The organism is Nocardia sp. MH4, from assembly GCF_019266065.1.
GTDB lineage: Bacteria > Actinomycetota > Actinomycetes > Mycobacteriales > Mycobacteriaceae > Nocardia > Nocardia canadensis.
In genome coordinates, this window is sequence record NZ_LPNR01000091.1 from 50,303 (window position 1) to 71,085 (window position 20,783).

Genomic DNA, 20,783 nt, shown 5'->3' on the forward strand with positions numbered 1-20,783 from the left:
GGAAATGTCGCGCGAATCAACGGTTTCTCACCTACCGCGCTTCGGGTAGGTGAGATCAGCCCGTTTGTTTCCGGCGTGTGACACAACGATTTCCGCAGGTAAGGAAGCGGCCAGAAATCGTCGGAATCACCCGTGAGGGTGTGACCTACACAGCATTACTCTCGACGCACACGCGTGCAACTCGAGCGGTGAGATTTTCTCGGCTCAATTCCAGGTGTCTTCGAGCATCCGCGGTTTGCAGGCCTGCCAGGCACCAGCCAGCAGCACGCCGAGGGCGACCAGGAGCAGGGCGAACGGGGCCGGCCAGCCGCCGGTCCAGGTGTGCAGCATGCCGAACAGCAACGGACCGACACAGGCGACGGCGTACCCGACGCCCTGAGTGAACCCGGACAGCGCCGCCGAGCCCCGCGGGGTGCGGGTGCGCAGGTTGATCAGGGTCAGCGCCATCGGGAAGGTGCTCGGGCCGAGGCCCAGCAGCACCACCCACAGCACCGGCGCGCCCATGGGCGCGATCAGCAGACCGGCGAAGGCGACGACGAACAGCACCATGCAGGCCACCACGACGGGGAACGGATTGCGCATCCGCGAGACCACGGTCGGCGCACCGAGCGCGGGGATCAGGCCCATCAGCGCGAACAGGCCGACCATGCTGCCGCCGAAACCGGCGCTCGCCCCCGCGTCGGACAGGATCTTGGGCAGCCAGGCGAACATGGCGTAAGTGGTCAGCGAGGTCATGCCGAACATCGCGGCCATCCCCCAGGCCACCGGCGAACGCCAGATCCTGCCGATGTCCGTCGCCGAATCGACGGGCAGGGCGGTGACGTCGTGCCGGTCGCGGCCCTTGCGGTCGCGCAGGACGAACACCCACGGCACCGCGGCGGCGAAGCCGACCAGCGCCCACACACCCATCGAGATCCGCCACCCGTGGTCTTCCGCCAGCGGCACCGCGACGAACGCGGGGACGACGGTGCTCAACTGCACCATCACGATGTACAAGGAGCTGATCGCGGCCAGCTGATCGGCGAAATACCGCTTCACCAGCGGCGGGATCACCACATTGCCGATACCCATCCCGAGCAGCACCACACCGGAGAAGGCCAGCAGCTCGCCCGTGCCCGCGGAGAACACGCGGGTGAGCGACCCCGTCCCGGCCAGCAGCATCGCGATGAGCACCGTGCGCTCCAGCCCGAACCGTCGCACCAGCAGCGGCGTCACCAGCCCGGCGATGGCGAACATCGCGGTCGGCAGCATGCCGAACACGCCGACGATCGCGGTCCCATACCCGATATCGGCGCCGATCTCCTCCGCCAGCGGGCTGAACGCGGTGACCGCGGCCCGCAACGTCAGCGCGGACATGACAATGGCCGCCAGCACGAGCAGGCGGCCTTCGATCAGCGCGCGGGTACGACTGCGCGTACCGGAATCGGGCAGAGTTCGGGCATCGGGGAGGGTCGCGGTCACCGACAAATCATAGGATGACCCGATGACTAACGCCAAGGGACTGTGAGCGATCTCCAACGCGAGAACATGGATAACTCAACGGGGACGGGCTCACCCGACCCCGCACCCAAGGCTTGCCGCGGCCCCAGATCTGCACGCACCTGAGTCTGGCCGATATTCGCGGGGCGGCGGGTGAGTACCCTGGCTGACGTGCAACCCGTCCGGCGAACCAGCCTCATCGCTCAGGTCACCGAGCAGCTTCGGGCCGAGATCCGTTCCGGCCGTTGGCCCGTGGGCCAGCGAATTCCCACGGAACCGGAACTCACCGAGCTCACCGGGACCGGGCGAAACACCGTCCGCGAAGGCGTCCAGGCCCTCGTGCACGCGGGCATGCTCGAACGCAGGCAGGGCTCGGGCACCTATGTGATCGCCACCTCCGAGGTCGGCGGCACCCTGGGCAAGTTCTTCGCCGACGCCGAGGAGCGCGACATCCTCGAACTCCGCCAGGCGCTCGACACCACCGCCGCCGGCCTGGCCGCACGCCGCCGCGACGACGCCGACATCGCCACCCTGCGCCGACTGCTCGCCGAGCGCAGCAACCGCAACTGGACCGAACCCGACCCGGTCGCCATCGCCGCCGACGTGGAACTGCACCGCGCGATCGTCGTCGCGAGCCACAACGCGGTATACCTGGAGTTCTACGATTCGCTGCTGCCGATCATCGAGCAGGTGATCCACGCGCGCACCGCCCGCTCCGACGACGCCTACGACACCGAGCACGCCGAACTCGTGCAGGCCGTGATCGACGGTGACGCCGACAAGGCGATGCAGGCGACCCGTTGTTTCCTCGGCTCGCTGATCGCCGAGTACCCCGATCGCTGAGTACAGCGAACGGCGGCTGTCCTACATCCAGGTTTCCGGCCGGTCACCGGTCCGCGTTTTCCACGGTGAGCGTGAGTTGGCTGGAACGTCACCTGAGGCCATTGTCACGCAACAACCGGCTTCTACCTTTATCTCGACCCCGCAAGAAGCGCATCGAACGCCACGAAATCCGATGCGCCTCTATCGAGCCCGATCGAGAGGAAGCCGATGACCGCAATCGCCGCCACCGGCCAGGAGACGGAATCCCCGTCCTTCGAATATCAGAAGAAGGGTCGCTGGCTGACCCAGTGGAATCCTGACAATCCGGCGTTCTGGGAAGCCGGCGGCAAGCAGACCGCCCGCAAGAACCTCTGGTTCTCGGTCTTCGCCGAGAACCTGGGCTTCAGCATCTGGGTGATCTGGGGCTCCATCGTCACCGCCATGGGCGCGGCCGGCTTCGACTTCCTGGCCGGACTGGGCAAGGGCAACCCGACCGCGGTCAGCAACGCCCTGCTGCTGACCTCCATCCCGACCCTGGTCGGCGCCGCCCTGCGCATCCCCTACACCTTCGCCGTCCCGAAGTTCGGTGGTCGCGCCTTCACCGCCTTCAGCGCGGCGATGCTGTTCATCCCGACCCTGGGCATCCTCTACTTCGTCAACCAGCCCGGAACGCCGATGTGGGTCTTCCTCGTGCTGGCCTCGCTGGCCGGTGTCGGTGGCGGTAACTTCTCGTCCTCGATGGCCAACATCTCGTTCTTCTTCCCCGAGGGCAAGAAGGGCGCCGCGCTGGGCCTCAACGCCGCCGGTGGCAACCTCGGCGTCGCGCAGACCCAGCTGATCGTGCCGCTGCTGATCACCTTCGGCACCCACGTGATGGCCAAGGACGCGGGCGGCTACCGCTTCGGCATCACCCTGGCGGTGCTGTTCTGGCTGCCGTTCATCGCCGTCGCCACCGTGGGCGCGCTGTACTTCATGGACTCCATCGCCGAGGCGAAGTCCGACGGCAAGTCCTACAAGCTGGCCCTGACCAACCGCCACACCTGGATCATGGCCTTCCTCTACATCGGCACCTTCGGTTCGTTCATCGGCTTCTCCTTCGCCTTCCCGACCCTGATCAAGGCCACCTTCCCGGACCTGGCCAAGATCAGCTGGATCACCACCCTCGGTAACCTCGCCTTCCTCGGCGCGCTGGTCGGTTCGTTCAGCCGTCCGTTCGGTGGCTGGGTCGCCGACAAGGTCGGCGGTGGCGCCAAGATCACCGTCTACGTCTTCGGCGGCATGTCGATCTCGGTCGCGTTCATCGTCCTCGCGGTGGACCTGAAGAGCTTCCCGCTCTACCTGGTCGCCTTCCTGGCGCTGTTCGTCCTGGCCGGCATCGGCAACGGTTCCACCTACCGGATGATCCCGTCGATCTTCAACGCCACCTCCAAGAAGTACGCCGCCGAGCACGGCATCGACATCGCCGAAGCCGCCATCTCGGCCAAGCGTCAGGCCGGCGCCGCCATCGGTGTCATCGGCGCGGTCGGCGCCGCGGGTGGCTTCGTCGTCCAGCAGGCGCTGCGCCTGTCCAACGTCCACCTCAAGACCATGGCCCCCGCCTTCTGGGCCTACGCCGTGGTGTTCCTGGTGATGGCGGCGGTCACCTGGTGGTGCTACCTGCGCACCAGCTTCGCCACCGACCGGGCGCCCTCGCTGGCCTACGCCAGCGTCTGATCCACCCAGCGCGACCCCGAAAGCCACGTTCGGCTCCCCTCACCGAACGTGGCTTTCGGCTGTGTGACAACACTTTTCGTCCGTGGTTGTGGCCGCGATCACCGATCTGCGCTTACCCTGGAGTCCAGACTTGCACCGGGGCGGCAGAGGTGAGCGGTATTGAACATCTCGAACGAGCAGGCAGAGTTACGATTCCGATCCGCAACGGTCGATGATCTGGCCGCCATCGCCGAGCTCGAATCGAGCGAGTTCAGGCCACTGGCCTACCCCTATTTCGCCATTCGGCAATTGTTCGATATCCACGGATCACATTGGCTGGTGGCCGATGTGGATGGTTCGCTCTGCGGGTACGCGATGGTGGCCGTCGGACCGGATTCCGCCTGGCTGATCGGCCTGGCCGTCTCGGCGAATTATCAGGGCCGGGGACTGGGCCGGTCGCTGCTCGATCTCGCTGTCGCGCAATGTCGTTCGTCGCAGGTCGATGCCGTCTTCATCACGGTTCGCCCGTCGAACGTGCCCGCGGCGACGCTGTACAAGAATTCCGGCTTCGTCTGGGCGGGCTACGAGGACCAGTATTTCGGGGTGGGGGAACCGCGAGATCTTTTGGTGCACCGCATCGTTCCCGATTGGCCGAACGCCGATCCCACCGATCGCCGGTGGTACAAGGACCGTGGGCCGGTCGACGAGGGATGACCGACTACGCCGAACACGATCGGCTCGGCGACTTCGTCGCCTCCAAGACCACCCTGATCCGCAGGCACGCGGGCGCTTTCGCCGAGGTCGTCGCCGATTTCCTGCGCGCGCCCGGACCCGCGGGCGAATACACCCTGCTCGACGAGCTCAACCATCGCGTCGAGCAGTTCCTGGCCGACTACGTGCCGCCCTCGACCCGGCGGGTCGGCGACAGCCTGGTCTTCGCCCATCTCTACCGCGACGCCGATCCGGACATGCTCGACAACGCCGGGCGCGAGCTGTCCTGCGAGACCGTGCTCACCGCGCTGTTCGCCGCCGAGGTCGAATTCCGCGGTCCGCTGCGCCTGAGCCGCACCCAGTCCATCCTGCTGGCCGAGGTGTACGAGGAACTCGGCGCACAACTCTCGGCGCACAAGCTGCCCGCGCACGCCGCGCTCGCCTACCGGCAGGCCTACCGCCTGCACACCACCACCGAGAACCCGCGTGGCCAGGACCGCTGCGGCCTGAACATGGCCCGCGCCAAGACCAGGGCGCGCAGTCCGCGCTGGCGGCGGCTGCCCGGGATGACCTCGGATCTGCTGTGCGGCTACGGCTATCGGCCGTTCCTGCTGCTGGCCTGGATCGCGGTGGAGATCGCGCTGTTCGTCGGGGTCTTCTATCTGTCGAGCACCGGGATCGGCGTCAACACCGCCGTGCGGGTGGGACTGCTGAACTTCCTGAATCCGGTAGGCACCGACGATCTGCCGAAGCTGGGATCGTTCGCGCAGGCCACCCTGATCGTGGAGTCCTACGCCGGCATCGTGTCGACCTCGGTGTTCTTCGCGCTGCTGGTGCGCCAGTTGTTCCGGCTGTGATCACCACCGCGACTGGCTGCGGGTCAGCGCCCCGAGGGTCGCCACCGCGACCCGGTCGCGCAGCTGCCCGATCCGGGAATTCCACTGCACGGTGAAGCCGGGATCGGCTTCCAACCCCGTCCACAGGCCACGCAGCGGGGCGGGGGTGAACGCACCGGGCAGCCACAGGTGCACGAGGTGTTCCAGCAGTGGGGTGAGCACCTGGGCGGGCGAGCTACGCGACAGCTCGGCCATCTCGGCCTCGTCGATCACCTCGGTGAGCACCGTCAACAGCCAGTCGTGCATGGCCAGGTCCTCACAGAAGCCCTGCACCGCCGCCAGTTCCGCCTCGTCGCCGACCACGACCGAGGCCAGCCGCGTCTCCTCGTCGAGCAGCACGAACGACATGCTCGGCGCCTGCTCGCGGTCCACCCGCGCGGCCCAGCGCAGCCGCGACGCGCTGGTCTGGATCGGCGGCTTCTGATTCAGCATCGGATCGGTGCGGACCCGCATGTGCAGCCGGGCCGCGATCGCGCCCGGGTCCAGGGTGGCCGTCGCCGCGTCGCCGGGACCGAGGAAGCCGTCGGCCAGCTGCGCGCCGATGTCCGGCGGTATCCGGGTGAGGATCTCGACGATGCCGATCCGGCTCAGGTAGTGCCCCCAGCCGCGCCGGTGCGTGCCCTGCCCGGCGGTGACGGTGGCCGTGGCCGAGCTCTGCAAGATCCGCCCGCCCAGGACCACGGCGTGGGCAGCGACGGTCCCGACCGCGCGCACCCGGGTGCGCGTCGGGGTGGCGAGCCGGCAGTCGACGCCTTCGGAGATCACCGGTGACCGCGCCCAGCTGACCGGCCGTTCCCGTGATTGCACGCGCCTGCCCCGTACGAGGGTCAGCAATTCCGCGGCCGACCCGCGGCTCAGTGCCGCCGACTCCGGGAGCAGGCCGGTGCGCACTTCACCCAGAAGCGCCAGCGGTCCACCGCTGAGTTGCATTGCTGCAGCGTAGCCCGTCTGCGCTGGGGACGGCATCGGATCAGAGGCTGCTGAGGAAGAAATGCGAGAGCCGGTCGGTGACGTCGTCGGTCATCGCGATCCCCTGCTCGCTGGCACGCCGGGTGATCAGCCCGACGACGGCGGGGTCGGGCTGCACATGGTCGAGGATCATCCGCACCGCGTGCTCGATGCCCACGTACCGCTGCGGCAGCAGGGACAGGGAGCGGAACGCGGCGAACGGCGCCGCCCGCTCCTGCAGCCGGATCACGCTCGGGAAGTCCGCCCAGCGCGCCGGCCATTCGTGGCCCGGCTGCCAGTACTCGGCGTCCACGATGGCTCTGCCCTCGTAGCGCAGCATCCCCAGGCGCAGCAGTTGCCAGACCGAGGCCAGGAACGGACACGACCACAGCACGTCCTGGCCGGCGCCCCGGTCCCGCCACATCTCGACGTCGAGGAAGATGTTGTGATTACGCGCCGCGAACTCCACCGGCGGCCGATAGCTGACCTCCATGGCGTGGCCCGGCTCGTGGTCGCTGGACCGCTCGCCGTTGCACAGCCAGCCGGATTCCGCGGTCGGTGGCCTGCGCCCGGTACTGCCCGGCGCCGGTTCGGCCACGATCGAGTCGGCGACCATCTGGGCCAGCGGGATCCGCGGTTCGTCGTGCTGACGGCGCAGATACCGGCTGCACCCGGCCTCACTGGCCAGGTAGTCGATCCGGACGCCGCACTCCTGCGCGATACGCAGCAGTTTCGGCACGATCCGGCGCGGATCGGCGTCGGTCTGGAAGTAGTCGTCGAGCAGGAAGCAGGTGCTCACCCGCACCCGCGAGGCACCGCCTGCGGCCTCGGCGAAGTCCTGCCTGGCGATCTCGGTGAACGCCTCGAGCAGTGGTGCCACGCGCCGGAATTGGGCGGCGATCGTCGCTTCACCGTTGAGCAGATCCGACATGTAGAAGTGCCCGACCTCGATGGACACATGCGACAGCGGTACATCCTCGACACGCACTGACGCCGTCGACTCGGCGTAGACGGCGCCACCCACAACCACAGCCCCTGTCAACCCGTCCGGATAGAATCGTCGCGATTCTAGCCATCACGTCGGCGCGCCCATCGATCGGACACGCCCGATCGAATTTTCTCCTCCCCCAGTCCCTTTCGCAAGTTTTGTCGCGATTGCGCGCATCGTCCCCACCCGGCGTCTTCCTGCGGTTACACCCGCACCCACGTCGCGCGATCCCACAGCCGCCGCGCCAGTTCCTCGAACGCGTCGACGGTGGCGCGATTGGCGATACCCGCGTTCACATCCGCGTCGAGCACGATCTGCTCCCGCCACTGCAGCACGGGCTCGACCGGCGTCTCCCCCAGCAGCGCGCCTGCCCCGAGCCGGTACTCGGCCGCCAGCGAGCGCAGCGCGTCGTTCTGCTTGAGCAGCCACGCCGCCTGGGGTCCGCCGTTGGCCGCGTGCTCGTCGGTGACACGCGGAACGGCGGTGCGGACGAAGCGGATCCGGGCCAGCAGGTCGTCGGGGGCGTAGCCGAGTTCGACGCCGGTCTTCAGCAGGCCCTTGGGCCCGTGCACCAGGCCCTGGGCGGCCATCAGGTGCTGCCGAGTCCAGCGGTGGTAGACCAGCCAGCACACCTCCTTGTCCGGCATGTCCTGGGGACGCGTCGCTTCCAGCGCGATCTGCATGGCCACCGACCGGCCGGCGCTCAGGTCGACGATGACCACCTTGTAGGTGCTGTCCAGGTCGAGCAGCAGCTCGCGGCAGCGGCGCACCACGTGCGCGTCGTTGGCCGACATGGCCTCGCCGCCGCCCTCGTCGCCGGGCAGCAGGACCAGCTTGCCGCCGCGAGATCGCTGGCTGCGCAACGCGTCCCGGTTGGTGTTGGCCCGCACGTCGATGCGCTGCGGCAGGCTGTTGTGGCCGCGCAGGTACGAGTGCAGGCCGCTGCCGGAGGCGGTGCCCCGCTCCACCGCGCTGATCTCGAACAGCGCGCCCGCGGTCGGCGAGCCGAAGTCGAAGTCGAGGTAGGCCGTGCTGATCCCGCGCAATCCCAGCCGGTAGGCCAGATTGCAACTGGTCACCGACCGTCCGGTGCCGCCCTTGTCCGAGGTGGCGAAAACGATCATGGGATCACGTGCTCCTCATCGCGTCGAGACGAGCGTAGGCGAGCCGGTCGAGTTCGATCAGGGCCGCCGAGGCGAGCGTGAACGCCGTTCCCGGTTGCAGATTCACCACGTCTCTGGCCCGGGCCAGCTGCTGCTCGACACCGTCGAGCGCGATGCGGTTGGCCGAGGTGTCCTCGACGCTGACATTGAGCATCTCCTGGTTGAGCAGGTGCTCGGCCTCGTTGAGCAGTTCGACCGCGCGCACCACCATGGCCGGTGAGCGCAACGGCGCCTCCCGGTAGGTGCGGTCGGCGGTGACCAGGCATTCGATCACGCGCTCGGTCATGTACCAGGACGGCAGGGTCTGGCCCGGCTGGGCCGCGGCGCCGAAGGCCGCGCCGGGATCGTCCCACAGGCCCGCGGCGTCACCCTCGGTGATCATCCGCAGGTCCAGGTGGTCCATCACCTTCTTGGCGAGTTCCATCAGGCGATCGCGCGCGGTGATGTTGCCCGACAGCCGGGCCGCCTGCAGGCTGCGCTTGAGCAGAACCGGCGCGAAGTCCGAGGCGATCCACTCCAGCCGGGAACCGCCGCCGTCGACGAGTTCGCTGCCGCGCAGTGTCATCCGGACGCCGGGATGGTGCAGGGCCAGCGACGGGTCGTCCTGGGTGGGCCTGCGGATGATGCGGCCGCGGCGGGCCAGCTCGTCGAAGATGCCGATCGCGCGGGTCAGGTCGTCGTCGGAGGCGGTGCGGGCCACCAGTTCCTGGATCAGCACCGCGGACACGAGCAGGGAGAAGTAGTCCGATTCCTCGCCGTCGGAGGTGCGCCACGGGATGTCTTCCAGCGGCCAGGTGCCGCTACCGAATCGCGCGACGGTCGCCCAGTAGCGCTGGGTGATGTCCCAGCGGATGCGCAGCGCCTCGGCCAGGCGGTACTGGGTGTCGTCGAGCAGGTCGAGTTCCCGGGTGCGCTGGGAGAGCACGTCGTTGATGCCGTCGAGGGCGGTGATGGTGAAGTAGAGGTAGGGCCTGGGGTCGGCGTAGCCGACGCTGGAACCGATCGCGTCCGGGACGAAGTCGACCGGGTCGGCGCCCTGCACCACACCCCAGCTCCAGCCGCACTCGAACAGCAGATCCTCGTCGTCGAGTTCGGATTCCGGTGCCCGGCCCAGCGTGACGTCGTTGCGCAGCCGGGCGCGCACACGATCGAGGCTGCGGGCGACGGCGTCGACGACGACCTTCTCCGGCTGCCCCGACTGGTTGAGCATGCCCAGCATCACCTTGCCGGCCGGCGAGCGCGGCGAGGCCGTGTTGACCACGAAACTGCGCACCAGGCCGGTCATGGCGGCGGTCAGCCGGGTACTCAAACCGGTACTGAGCTCGGCGATCCTGGCGCTGATGTCCTTGCGCCGCTCGGTGCGCGCCCAGCGGTCGAACACGCGCGCGAAGCCCAGCGCCGCGATGCACAGCGTCACCGACATGGAGTAGCCGTCGACCACCTCGAGCGCGTGCTGGGCGGGCGACGGCTCGGTGTCACCGGTGGTGCGCAGGTAGCTGCCCGCGTCGAACCGGGGCAGGCCGTCGGGCGCGGTGTTGCGCGCCAGGTACTCCTCGACCAGGCCGAGCACGGTGATCCCGATCCTGGCCTGGCCGCCGAACGCCTCGAGGACGACCCTGACGTCGTCGGACATCGCCTCGGGACGGTCCAGCGCGAAGCTCTCGATCTCGGTGGCCGGATACAGCAGGCACAGCAACTGTTCGGAATCACTGATCGAATTGGCGCCGAGGACACCGTCCCAATGCCATTTCTCGTCCCGATAGCAGGCCGAGAGCATGGCGCTCCAAATATCCAGAATCTGTTGTCTGGGCTGGATTCTCACCCGCAGCAATCCTCACCGCTCGTGACGGGCCGCACGGGTCCCCCGGTCCGGCGCAGGACACATGGCGGCGATGCTCGATGAAGATAGCACGGGATATCCCAGGAAACGTTGGGTCTCAACGGATTTGAAATCACATCCGACCCATCGGTCACGATCGGCGCAATTCGCCCTTACAGCGCCAATCGGACCATGTCCGCCGTGCGGGCCAGACCAGGAAAGGCCTCCGGGGTCGAGCGCGGATGCAAGGCGTGTACCGCGAGCCGGAAGATCAAGGCGCGCAACAACATCTGCGGCCATTCCGGCAGACTGGCCCAGCGGTCGAGCAGTCCGTCGTCGCCACCGCCCCAGGCCAGGGCGTCCACGACGACCACGCCGGCCGCCCAGGTGGCCGGGCGCCAGTACGGCGTGATGTCGGTGAGGCCGGGCGTGTGCGCGCCGGCGAACAGGACGGTGCCGAAGAGGTCGCCGTGCACCAGCTGATCGGGGCTGCGCACCGGCTTGCGCAGGGTGGCCAGCTGGCCGATCAATTCGAGGCTGCGCTGCCCGTCGGGGGTCGCGGCGATCGGGACGCCGCCCGCGCGCAGACTGCGCAGCGGCACCGATTCCCAGGCGGCCCGGTCGGCGGCGACGAAGACATCGACGTCCACCCAGGGCGCGACCGGCGGCTGCACCAGGAAACGCGGGCGTTCCAATTGCGCTGTCGCCTTGTGCAACCGCAGCGACACCGAGACCACCTCGTCGTGGCGCGGTTCCGGCGCGCCGTCGACGAAAGTGTCGGCCCGCCAGCCGGAGACCACGTACCGGCCATCGGTGGCGCGCACCGGGCGCGCCACCCGCAGACCGTCGACCGCGAGCGTCTCGCGCACCTTCGCCGACCACGCGGCCCGCGCGTGATCGGCGACCGGACTCAGCACCACGTCACCCAGCCGCCAGCCACCGTCCCAGTCACCGAGGGAGACCGGTGTCACTTCGCGAAGCCCGAATGTGGCCCGCACATGCTCGGGAGGTTCGACTGAGGTCACGGCCGTACCGTAACCCCGCGGCTACCGCCCGAGCCCGAAGGCACGCTGGCACACTCCACTTTGCGACCTCGCCGCAATCTTCGGCGAGGTCGGCAACAGCGTGGTTACCGGATCAGTACACCGGCAGCGAGGGATCGACCTGCTTGGCCCAGGCGACGACGCCGCCCTGCAGATGCGTGGCGTCGGCGAAACCGGCCAGCTTGAGCGCCGCCAAGGCTTCCGCCGAACGGATACCGGTCTTGCAGTGCAACACGATCGGCTTGTTCTGCGGCAACTCGGCCAGCGCCTCGCCGGACAGGATGCGGTCCTTGGGAATCAACGTCGCGCCGTCGATGTGGACGATGTCCCACTCCACCGGCTCGCGGACGTCGATCAACTCGACCTTGTCCGCGTCGAGCAGATCCTTCAGCTCGGCGGCGGTGATCGTGGACCCGGCCGCGGCGGCCATGCCCTCCTCCGAGACCACACCACAGAACGCCTCGTAATCGATCAGCCCGGTGATCGGCTGACGCTCCGGATCGCGGCGCAGCTTGATGGTGCGGTAGTTCATGTCCAGTGCGTCGTAGACCATCAGCCGGCCGAGCAGCGTCTCACCGATGCCGGTGATCAACTTGATCGCCTCGGTCACCATCACCGAACCGATCGAGGCGCACAGCACGCCCAGCACGCCGCCCTCGGCGCAGGAGGGGACCATGCCCGGCGGCGGGGCCTCCGGGTACAGGTCGCGGTAGTTGATGCCACGGCCGTCGGGAGCGTCCTCCCAGAACACCGAGACCTGGCCCTCGAAGCGGTAGATCGAGCCCCACACATAGGGCTTGCCCGCGAGGACGGCGGCGTCGTTGACCAGGTAGCGGGTGGCGAAGTTGTCGGTGCCGTCCACGATCAGGTCGTACTCGCGGAACAGCTCGACCGCGTTGTCCGGTTCCAGGCGGATCTTGTGCAGCCGCACGTCGATCCCGGAGTTGATCTCCCGGATGGAATCGCGGGCGCTGTCGGCCTTCGAACGGCCGATATCGGACTCGCCGTGGATGATCTGGCGCTGCAGGTTCGACATGTCGACCTCGTCGAACTCGACGATGCCGAGGGTGCCGACACCGGCCGCGGCCAGATACAGCAGGGCGGGTGAACCCAGACCACCCGCACCGATCACGAGCACCTTGGCGTTCTTCAGGCGCTTCTGACCGTCGACGCCCAGATCGGGGATGATCAGGTGCCTGCTGTAGCGAGCGACCTCGTCCTTGGTCAGTTCCGCGGCCGGCTCGACGAGCGGCGGCAGGGACCCGTTGAATGACACGTCAGAGCTCCTGTGCTTGTTGGCGGCTGGCGCCGCGGGTTTTCGGCCTCGTGACCTCGCCGTCGAGGGGCGAGGCTCCGGCTACGCCGTTACGCCTCGCCCCTCGACGGCGAGGCGGCCGAAAACCGTACGGGTTGGCATTGGTGACAACGTCGCCTGCCGCGGGGTTCTTCCCGTCCATGGTCGCGCATCACCGCGACCGTCACCCTCTCGGGTACGGCCAGGGGTTGAAGCGGCAGGTCTTGCCGTCGGCGGGGACCACGCCGTGCGGGTCGAGCAGGGCGATGTCGTTGTTCTTGGTGCCGAAGGTCTGCTGCATCATGATCGGCGCCAGGCCGCCGTCGGTCTCGCAGGGCTGGTGCCCGTGGTAGCCGATGGCGTGGCCGACCTCGTGGTTGATCTGGTACTGCCGGTAGGAGCCGATGTCGCCGTCGAAGGCGAGCGCGCCGCGCACCCAGCGCACCTCCGAGAGCACCACGCGGTCGATGTCGGCGTTGTAGCAGGACGAGTCGATCGGGATCTCGAATCCGCACGCGGCGCGGGTGCTCTCGCGGGAGGTCAGCGAGAGCCGGAAATCGGGTTCGCCGGTGTCGACGCGCTGGAAACCGAAGCGCGGGTCGTGGGTCCAGCTCTTGGGGTTGGCCAGGGTGGTCTCCACCATCTTGGCCACGGCGGCGTCGCCGCCGAAGGGCGCGGTGTCGATGCCGTCCTCGACCTCGACGGTGTAGCGGAACACACGCTCGGTGCCCGCGCCCACCTGCGGGCTGGTGCCGGGCACCACGTGCCAGGTGCCCGCCGCGCGGTCGACGTACTCGCCGCCCTCGGGCAGCGCGCCCAGCGGCAGATCGGCGGGGAACTTCCCGTCACCGGGCGGGGCGCCGATGATGCCGGACTGGGCGATCTTCGGGCTCAGCGCGCCGAAACCGGGCTCGGTCGCGGCGGGCATCGGGCTCGCGCGCATCGCGTCGACGACGACGAACACGGTGACGGCCAGCAATACCGGCAGCGCGTAGGCGCGCCAGCCGTAGCGGCGCACGAATCGGCCGATCGCGCTCTGCTTCTTGGCCTCCCGCTGCGGGCTGCGCGGTCGGCCGGTGTCGGCGTCGGTGGGGTTCCAGTGGGCGCGCAGCGGCTGCCGCGACTTGTCGGCGGGCTGGTAGAGCCCGAGCGGGTCGTAGACCTGCAGTTCTCGCCCTTCTGGCGCCGACGTCACGGAACCGGACTCGGTGGGTTGCGTGGGGCGAGCGACATCGCGCCCGCCGCCGGATGGTCGTTCCGGTCGGTCGGTCACCCCACCAGATTCTCACAGTGCGCAAGCGCGACCTCGCGGCGGCCGCAGGAGATCACGCGGTTACGGCCCGGCGAACCCTGGGGACTGGTACTACATTTCCAGGGCGAAACTTGATGGGAACACCGTGCGGGTATCGTTCGTGGGACACCGGACCGCACCCCTGGGCCGGGGTAAACGACAAAGAGAGCCGAGATGACAGACCTCGTGGACCGCATGACCTCGCGCCGATCGGTGCCGGAAACGGTCCCGGCAAAGCGCGGCACCCGGCTGCCCCGTGACGAGCGACGCCAGCAACTGCTGCTCGCCGCCAGCGAAGTGTTCGTCCAGCGTGGCTACCACGCCGCGGGCATGGACGAGATCTCGCAGGTGGCCGGCGTCAGCAAGCCGGTGCTCTACCAGCACTTCGCGAGCAAGCTGGAGCTGTATCTGGCGGTGCTGCAGAACTATGTCGACATCCTGGTGTCGAGCGTGCGCCAGGCGCTGCGCTCCACCACCGACAACAAACAGCGCGTGCGCGCGGCGGTCGCCGCGTACTTCGATTTCGTCGACAACGAGATGCAGGGCTTCCGCCTCGTCTTCGAATCCGATCTGACCAGCGAACCGCAGGTGCAGCGCCGGGTCGAGCAGGCCACCGAGGCGTGTGTGGACGCGGTCTTCGACCTCGTCGCCCACGACTCCGGCCTGGACCCCTACCGGGCCCGCATCCTGGCCGTCGGCCTGGTCGGCGCCAGCCAGTTCACCGCGCGCTACTGGCTCGAGGCCGACCGCCCGATCCCCAAGGACGAAGCGGTCGACACCACCGTGGCGCTGGCCTGGGGCGGCCTCAAGCACGTCCCCCTGCACCCGATCGGCTGAGCGCACCGGCCCAGACCAGACGAAAAGCCCCGCACCGGAATCCGGTGCGGGGCTTTTCGGTGTCAGGACCTTCAGACCGTGGCGAAGCCGACGCGGCCGGTGGCGGGCGAGCCGATCTCGACGTAGGCGACCTTGGCCGACTGGATCAGGAACTTGCGCCCCTTCTCGTCGGTCAGCGACACCACACCGCTCGCGCCGCTCAGCGCTTCGGAGACCAGCGCCTCGATCTCGTCAGGGCTCTGCGCGCTGTTGATGATGAGCTCGCGCGGGCTATCCGAAATACCGATCTTGACCTCCACGGCCAAACCTCCGAACGTAAGAGTCCTGTGTTGTCGACTCCAGGCTAATGCAGGCGGGCGACGCCGGTGTCATGCCCGCCTGCGCTCTGAGCGAACGGGGTCAGGCGGGCTCGACCAGTTCGATCTCGAGCTCGATCTTCACGGTGTCGGACAGCATGCCCGGCATCGGGACGCCGACGCCGAAGTCGGTGCGCTTGATCGTGCCGGCGGCGGAGAAGCCGGCGTGGCGGGTGCCGTCGGGGAAGTCGGCGACGCCGCCCCACTCGACGTCGAGGGTGACCGGCTGGGTGACAGTGCCCAGGGTGGCCTCGCCCGCGACGGTGAAGGACTCGGCGACGCGCACCGGTCCGGTGGCGCGGAAGGTGAGGGTCGGGCGGTTGGCGACGTCGAGGAAGTCGGCGGCGCGGATGTGGGCGTCGCGGTCGGCGTTGCCGGTGTCGAACGAGTCGAGGGCGATGGTGGCGCCGATGGTGGCCGCGCCGGTCTCGTCGACCACGAACTCGGTCTCGAAGCGGGTGAAGCCGCCGCGCACCTTGGCGATGCCGAGGTGGCGCACCGTGAACGAGACCGAGGAGTGGTGGGTGTCCAGCGCCCACGATCCGGTCTTCAGCTGCTGGGTCTGTGTCGAGGAAGTCATGCCTCCACCCTCACCGGACCGTGGTCCGCTAACCAGACCGCGCTTATCCTGGACCTCGCAGGGCGTGGCTGCGGGAGCGGGGACCGGGCACCATCGAGACATGGCAGGCGAAGACATGACAGAGCGGCACGGCGCCCGCTCGGCGTTCGCGGAACTTCTGGTCGCGCGCCGGGCCGAGTTGCGGCCCGAGGAGGTCGGTCTGCCCGGCGGCGGCAGGCGACGCACCCCCGGCCTGCGCCGCGAGGAGGTCGCGGTGCTGGCCGGCGTCAGCGCCGACTACCTGGCCCGGCTCGAGCAGGGGCGTGACAGCAATCCGTCGATGGCCGTCGTCGACGCGCTGGCCACCGCGCTGCGCTTCAACGACACCGAGCGCGCGCACTTCGGCTGGCTGGCGCTGACCAGCAGCGCCGAAGCCCGCTGCCCGAGCACGGCGTTCGATCCGGAACTCGATCAGGTGCCCGCCGCGCTGCGCGGCGTCGTCGACGCGATGACGCCGACGCCCGCGTTCGTGCTCGGCCCGCGGGCGAACGTGCTGGCCTGGAACAGCGCGTGGGCCGATCTGGTCGGCCCGATCGGCCTGCTCGACGATCCCGACCAGGTGAACCTGGCCGTCTGGACCTTCCGGCACGCGCAGGCCCGTGTCACGGTGACCGACTGGGCCCGGCTCGCCGATCATCTGGCCGACCAGCTGGCCCGGACCCGGCTGCGCCGCCCCGAGGACGACCGGGTCGCCGGGATCATCACCCACCTGTGCGCCGAGCCGGAATTCGCCCGGCGCTGGCAACCGCACCGACTGGCCGAGGACGTTCCCACCCTGCTCGGTTTCGAGCATCCGGTCCGCGGCACCGTCACCTTCACGGTGCAGACCCTGGCCGCCGAACGCGATCAGCAGGTCGTCGTCTGGTTGCCGAGGGAGGCCGCGACCCGTGCGCCGGAGCTGCGCCTGGTGCCCGGGCACGCGGTCGGCGAGTAGGTCCTACAAGCCGAGTTCGGCCATGCGGGCGGCGTGGCGCTCCTGCATGCGGTCGAACAGGGTGGCGATGCCGTTGAGGTCGCCGGTCGCGGCCAGCACCAGTTCGGCCAGCTCGTCGCGCTGGGCCATCACGTACTGCGCCTGGGTGATCGCCTCGCCGAGCAGCCTGCGGCCCCAGAGGGTGAGGCGGTCGCGCTCGGAGCGGCTGGCCGCCACCGCGCTGCGCACCTCGTCGACGACGAACTGGGAGTGGCCGGTCTCGGCGAGCACCTCGCGCACCACGTCGGCGACCTCGGCGGGGAGCACGCCGACGATCTCGGTGTAGAAGTCGGCGGCCAGGCCGTCACCCACGTAGAACTTGACCATCGACTCGAGCCAGGTCGAGGGGTCGGTGGAGGCGTGGTAGGAGTCCAGCGCGCCCTGGTACTGCGCCATCGAGGCCTCGGGGTCGGCGCCCCGCGCGGCCAGGGCCGCCTCCAGGGTCTCGAAGTGCGCCAGCTCGGCGGCGGCCATCTTGGCCACGGCCACCCGGCCGCGCAGCGACGGCGCCAGCTTGGCCTCTTCGGCCAGCCGGTAGAACGCGGAGATCTCACCGTAGGCGACGACCGCGAACAGCTCGGTCACCCCCGGGTGATCCGCGGCGAGCGGTTCGGTCGAGACAACATCCGACGCGGCAGAGGTCTGTGCTCCCATGACTGTCAACCTTAGTCCCGATCGATGATCAGTCGCGCTCCGCCAGGAACTTGTCGAGGTAGGTCCAGGTGGTGTGACGGGCGTCGGGCCCGGCGAGGATGCCGAGATGACTGCCCGGCGCGACCTCGTAGGTGACCGAGGGCGATCCGGTGAGGGTGCGCAGGCCCGCCTCGACGGCGGCCTTGGGCGTGATCACGTCGGCGGTGCCGCCGACCAGCAGCACCGGCACCCGCACGTCGGCGAGCTCGATGACGCGGTCGCGCAGTTGGAGCCTGCCCCGGCCGATGTCGTTGGCCAGGATGAACCGGCCCCAGATCTGACCGTAGAAGCGGCCGGGGTAGCCGGGCATGGCGGCCTGGAACCGGTCGATGGATTCCATCTTGGCCAGCGTCTCGGTGCGAGTGATGTTGTTCGCGAGGAACAGCGGCCGGGCCAGCTCACGGTCGATGGCCGCGAGCCGGTAGCCGATCTTGACCAGCGGCGCGGGAATGCCACCCGCCGCCCGCACCAGCGCGGTGGTGGCCTGGCCGCCGGTGATGCTCGCGACCGCGCGCAGCTGCGGCATCCCGAGCATCTTGTTGTAGTCCAGCGGCGAGCCGACGCCGGTCACCGAGCGGATCGGCAGTTCCGGGTTCGCGGCCGCGGTGAGCAGGGCGAAGACGCCGCCGATGGACCAGCCGACCAGGTCGACGGGGGCGCCGCCGCGATCGGCGCTGGTGCGCAGGATCGCCTCGGGCAGGATGTCGGTGACCCAGTCCTCGAAGCCCATCCGGCGATCGGCGAAGGAGATGTCGCCGTAGTCGACGAGGTAGGTGGAGCGGCCGGTCGAGACCAGGTGCCGCGCCAGGCTCTGGTCCGGGCGCAGGTCGAAGCAGGTCGCGGGCGCGGCCAGCGGTGGCACCAGCAGTACCGCGGAATCCGTTGTGGCCGAAGACGATTCGGAATCGTAGCGGCGCAGCAGACGGTGCGGCTCGTCCCACAGCACGGTCGAGGGCGCCGGGTCCGGCGCTTCGATGCCCGCGCCGAAGCTCAGCGCCCACGCGTTGCGCGCGGCGGTGGTGACGGTCTCGGTGATGCTCACGCCCAAGAATGTCTCACACCCGGTACCGGCGGTACCAAGTGAGTTCTGTTACACGCGCCGGACACGCGCGAATTCCGCGCCGCCGAATTGTGCTGTGACACACCGCGGGACCACCGGAATGTGACGGCGCGCCGGTATTCACCCCGCGCTGCGACGAGCCGAAATTCGGGTTGCGAACAATATCACGCTACAATCACCGTGGACAACGCTAGTTTCCTCGCCCCGGCAGACCCTGCGGGCGCGACACTCCCGCTCTCGCGGGCGCTGCGCTCCACCGGCGGTCAGCGCGGGCGGACGGCGGCGATGTCCATGGAAAATGTGCGCGCACCGAATCCGCATCACCGATGTGCCGCACCGACGACGCGCTAGCGATCGGTGCAGGCCCGGTGAGTATCACAGGCGGATATGTGGTCGTCGCGGGCCGACCGGCCCGCCCCACCTCGTGCGTGCGAGATGCAATGACGAGGAAGGCACGAACCCTGAGCAAGATCACTGTCGAACAGGAACCCGGTTTGACCGACACTCTCCTGACGGCCGAACTGGACAACACCCACATCCCGCCGAGTTTCGCCGAATTGGGCGTGCGGGAGGAAATCGTGCGCGCGCTCGGCGAGATCGGGATCGAACGCACCTTCGCGATTCAGGAACTGACCCTGCCGCTGGCGCTGGCCGGCGAGGACCTCATCGGTCAGGCCCGCACCGGCATGGGCAAGACCTTCGGTTTCGGCGTCCCGCTGCTGCACCGCATCGCCACCGCCGACACCGGCACCACCCCGCTCGACGGCACCCCGCGCGCCCTGGTCATCGTGCCGACGCGCGAGCTGTGCATCCAGGTCACCAAGGACCTGGAGAACGCGAGCAAGTACCTGACCAACCACCAGGGTTCGCTGAAGGTCGCCGCCATCTACGGTGGCCGCCCGTACGACACCCAGATCGCCGCGCTGCGCGAGGGCGTGGACGTGGTCGTCGGCACCCCCGGCCGCCTGCTGGATCTGGCGAACCAGAACCACCTGATCCTCGGCAAGATCGGCGTGCTGGTCCTGGACGAGGCCGACGAGATGCTCGACCTGGGCTTCCTGCCCGATATCGAGCGCATCCTGTCGATGGTGCCCGACAAGCGTCAGACGATGCTGTTCTCGGCCACCATGCCCGGCCCGATCATCACCCTGGCCCGCACGTTCCTGACCAGGCCCACGCACATCCGCGCCGAACTGGCCAACGATTCCGCCGTGCACGACCGCACCGCGCAGTTCGTCTACCGCGCGCACGCGCTGGACAAGAGCGAGCTGGTCGCGCGCGTGCTGCAGGCCGAGAGCCGCGGCGCCACGATGATCTTCACCCGCACCAAGCGCACCGCGCAGAAGGTCGCCGACGATCTGGCCGAGCGCGGTTTCGCGGTCGGCGCGGTGCACGGCGACCTGGGCCAGATCGCCCGTGAGAAGGCGCTGACCAAGTTCCGCAAGGGCAGCATCGACGTGCTCGTGGCCACCGACGTCGCCGCACGCGGCATCGACATCGACGACGTCACCCACGTCATCAACTACCAGTGCCCCGAGGACGAGAAGACCTACGTGCACCGGATCGGCCGCACCGGCCGCGCGGGCCGCACCGGTGTCGCGATCACCCTGATCGACTGGGACGAGCTGCACCGCTGGGCGTCGATCGACAAGGCGCTGGGCCTGGGCATCCCCGAGCCGGCCGAGACCTACTCCCGCTCGCCGCACCTCTACGCCGATCTCGGCATCCCGGAGGGCGTCACCGGCGTCGTCCGCAAGCCGAAGCCGGTCCGCGAGGAGGGCGACGTCGTCGAGGAGCGCGCCGAGCGCCCCAAGTCGACCCGCTCCCGCCGCCGCACCAGGGGCGGCAAGGCCGATGCCACTGCCACCGAGCCGACGCAAGCCGACGCGAGCACCGACGAGACGGCGGCCCCGGTCGACGACGCCACCGAGGGCGACAAACCGGCCCGCCGCAGGCGTCGCCGCCGCAAGCCCGCCGAGTCGGGCGAGGCGGCCGCCACCGAGCCGGGTGCCGACGCGACCGAGTCCGCTCCGGCCGTGTCCGCTCCGACTGTGTCCGGCGACGCGGCCGCCGAGCCCGCCGCCGACGACGACGTCCCC

Annotated in this window: 19 protein-coding genes; 7 read left to right on the plus strand and 12 right to left on the minus strand. The window is 69.1% G+C overall.

What is annotated here, in order from left to right; translation table 11 throughout:
• Positions 1–204: 204 nt before the first annotated feature.
• Entirely contained in the window at positions 205–1,461 is a 1,257-nt protein-coding gene (locus ATM97_RS11785; protein ID WP_218718027.1) for an MFS transporter, read from the minus strand.
• Between the two features lie 189 nt (positions 1,462–1,650).
• Between ATM97_RS11785 and ATM97_RS11790 the strand changes: the two genes are divergently transcribed.
• The 4 genes from ATM97_RS11790 to ATM97_RS11805 all read left to right on the plus strand — a co-directional run bounded on the left by ATM97_RS11790 (position 1,651) and on the right by ATM97_RS11805 (position 5,561).
• Positions 1,651–2,322: a FadR/GntR family transcriptional regulator gene (locus tag ATM97_RS11790; RefSeq protein ID WP_218718028.1), complete on the plus strand. Its 672-nt coding sequence runs from the start codon at positions 1,651–1,653 to the stop codon at positions 2,320–2,322.
• Between the two features lie 207 nt (positions 2,323–2,529).
• Complete coding sequence (locus ATM97_RS11795) at positions 2,530–4,014, plus strand: MFS transporter (protein WP_218718029.1); 1,485 nt, start codon at positions 2,530–2,532, stop codon at positions 4,012–4,014.
• 159 nt (positions 4,015–4,173) lie between these two features.
• Positions 4,174–4,707 carry a GNAT family N-acetyltransferase gene (locus ATM97_RS11800; RefSeq protein ID WP_218718030.1) on the plus strand — a complete coding sequence of 178 codons (534 nt, stop codon included), beginning with the start codon at positions 4,174–4,176 and terminating at the stop codon, positions 4,705–4,707.
• On the plus strand, positions 4,704–5,561 hold the full coding sequence (locus ATM97_RS11805; protein WP_218718031.1) for a hypothetical protein: 858 nt from the start codon (positions 4,704–4,706) through the stop codon (positions 5,559–5,561). The genes ATM97_RS11800 and ATM97_RS11805 overlap by 4 nt, the downstream gene beginning before the upstream one ends.
• On the opposite strand, the gene ATM97_RS11810 is transcribed toward ATM97_RS11805, so the two are convergent.
• The 7 genes from ATM97_RS11810 to ATM97_RS11840 all read right to left on the minus strand — a co-directional run bounded on the left by ATM97_RS11810 (position 5,562) and on the right by ATM97_RS11840 (position 14,023).
• The gene (locus tag ATM97_RS11810) at positions 5,562–6,530 is read right to left on the minus strand and encodes an SCO2521 family protein (protein WP_218718032.1); all 969 of its coding nucleotides are present in this window, start codon (positions 6,528–6,530) and stop codon (positions 5,562–5,564) included. It abuts the gene before it with no gap.
• A gap of 40 nt (positions 6,531–6,570) precedes the next feature.
• Positions 6,571–7,578 carry an SCO2522 family protein gene (locus tag ATM97_RS11815; protein WP_308248449.1) on the minus strand — a complete coding sequence of 336 codons (1,008 nt, stop codon included), beginning with the start codon at positions 7,576–7,578 and terminating at the stop codon, positions 6,571–6,573.
• Between the two features lie 161 nt (positions 7,579–7,739).
• Entirely contained in the window at positions 7,740–8,660 is a 921-nt protein-coding gene (locus ATM97_RS11820) for an SCO2523 family variant P-loop protein (protein WP_218718033.1), read from the minus strand.
• 4 nt (positions 8,661–8,664) lie between these two features.
• The gene (locus ATM97_RS11825; RefSeq protein WP_308248450.1) at positions 8,665–10,521 is read right to left on the minus strand and encodes an SCO2524 family protein; all 1,857 of its coding nucleotides are present in this window, start codon (positions 10,519–10,521) and stop codon (positions 8,665–8,667) included.
• 170 nt (positions 10,522–10,691) lie between these two features.
• The gene (locus ATM97_RS11830; RefSeq protein WP_218718034.1) at positions 10,692–11,543 is read right to left on the minus strand and encodes a TIGR02569 family protein; all 852 of its coding nucleotides are present in this window, start codon (positions 11,541–11,543) and stop codon (positions 10,692–10,694) included.
• A gap of 112 nt (positions 11,544–11,655) precedes the next feature.
• Entirely contained in the window at positions 11,656–12,837 is a 1,182-nt protein-coding gene (gene moeZ, locus ATM97_RS11835; RefSeq protein WP_218718035.1) for an adenylyltransferase/sulfurtransferase MoeZ, read from the minus strand.
• Between the two features lie 202 nt (positions 12,838–13,039).
• Positions 13,040–14,023 carry a DUF3152 domain-containing protein gene (locus tag ATM97_RS11840; RefSeq protein ID WP_255587600.1) on the minus strand — a complete coding sequence of 328 codons (984 nt, stop codon included), beginning with the start codon at positions 14,021–14,023 and terminating at the stop codon, positions 13,040–13,042.
• 297 nt (positions 14,024–14,320) lie between these two features.
• Here ATM97_RS11840 and ATM97_RS11845 point away from each other — a divergent pair, with 297 nt between their 5' ends.
• Entirely contained in the window at positions 14,321–14,983 is a 663-nt protein-coding gene (locus ATM97_RS11845) for a TetR/AcrR family transcriptional regulator (RefSeq protein ID WP_019048689.1), read from the plus strand.
• Between the two features lie 71 nt (positions 14,984–15,054).
• On the opposite strand, the gene ATM97_RS11850 is transcribed toward ATM97_RS11845, so the two are convergent.
• Both ATM97_RS11850 and ATM97_RS11855 read right to left on the minus strand, forming a co-directional pair.
• Positions 15,055–15,282 carry a DUF3107 domain-containing protein gene (locus ATM97_RS11850; RefSeq protein WP_218718037.1) on the minus strand — a complete coding sequence of 76 codons (228 nt, stop codon included), beginning with the start codon at positions 15,280–15,282 and terminating at the stop codon, positions 15,055–15,057.
• Between the two features lie 100 nt (positions 15,283–15,382).
• Entirely contained in the window at positions 15,383–15,919 is a 537-nt protein-coding gene (locus ATM97_RS11855) for a YceI family protein (protein ID WP_218718038.1), read from the minus strand.
• A 100-nt stretch (positions 15,920–16,019) separates the two neighbouring features.
• On the opposite strand from ATM97_RS11855, the gene ATM97_RS11860 reads away from it, so the two are divergent.
• A complete protein-coding gene (locus ATM97_RS11860; RefSeq protein WP_255587591.1) occupies positions 16,020–16,892 on the plus strand; it encodes a helix-turn-helix transcriptional regulator in 873 nt (290 codons plus the stop codon).
• A gap of 3 nt (positions 16,893–16,895) precedes the next feature.
• On the opposite strand, the gene ATM97_RS11865 is transcribed toward ATM97_RS11860, so the two are convergent.
• Both ATM97_RS11865 and ATM97_RS11870 read right to left on the minus strand, forming a co-directional pair.
• Complete coding sequence (locus ATM97_RS11865; protein ID WP_218718039.1) at positions 16,896–17,585, minus strand: ferritin-like fold-containing protein; 690 nt, start codon at positions 17,583–17,585, stop codon at positions 16,896–16,898.
• A 28-nt stretch (positions 17,586–17,613) separates the two neighbouring features.
• The gene (locus tag ATM97_RS11870; RefSeq protein WP_218718040.1) at positions 17,614–18,666 is read right to left on the minus strand and encodes an alpha/beta fold hydrolase; all 1,053 of its coding nucleotides are present in this window, start codon (positions 18,664–18,666) and stop codon (positions 17,614–17,616) included.
• A gap of 458 nt (positions 18,667–19,124) precedes the next feature.
• Here ATM97_RS11870 and ATM97_RS11875 point away from each other — a divergent pair.
• Positions 19,125–20,783: DEAD/DEAH box helicase (locus tag ATM97_RS11875; RefSeq protein WP_255587592.1), on the plus strand; the 1,659-nt coding region annotated here is incomplete at its 3' end.

Excerpts from the sequence above, each read along its gene's own strand:
- ATM97_RS11810 (WP_218718032.1), bottom strand. The coding sequence starts at position 6,530 with ATGCAACTCAGCGGTGGACCGCTGGCGCTTCTGGGTGAAGTGCGCACC.
- ATM97_RS11860 (WP_255587591.1), top strand. The coding sequence starts at position 16,020 with ATGGCAGGCGAAGACATGACAGAGCGGCACGGCGCCCGCTCGGCGTTC.
- ATM97_RS11805 (WP_218718031.1), top strand. The coding sequence starts at position 4,704 with ATGACCGACTACGCCGAACACGATCGGCTCGGCGACTTCGTCGCCTCC.
- ATM97_RS11855 (WP_218718038.1), bottom strand. The coding sequence starts at position 15,919 with ATGACTTCCTCGACACAGACCCAGCAGCTGAAGACCGGATCGTGGGCG.
- ATM97_RS11795 (WP_218718029.1), top strand. The coding sequence starts at position 2,530 with ATGACCGCAATCGCCGCCACCGGCCAGGAGACGGAATCCCCGTCCTTC.
- ATM97_RS11820 (WP_218718033.1), bottom strand. The coding sequence starts at position 8,660 with ATGATCGTTTTCGCCACCTCGGACAAGGGCGGCACCGGACGGTCGGTG.
- ATM97_RS11845 (WP_019048689.1), top strand. The coding sequence starts at position 14,321 with ATGACAGACCTCGTGGACCGCATGACCTCGCGCCGATCGGTGCCGGAA.
- ATM97_RS11865 (WP_218718039.1), bottom strand. The coding sequence starts at position 17,585 with ATGGGAGCACAGACCTCTGCCGCGTCGGATGTTGTCTCGACCGAACCG.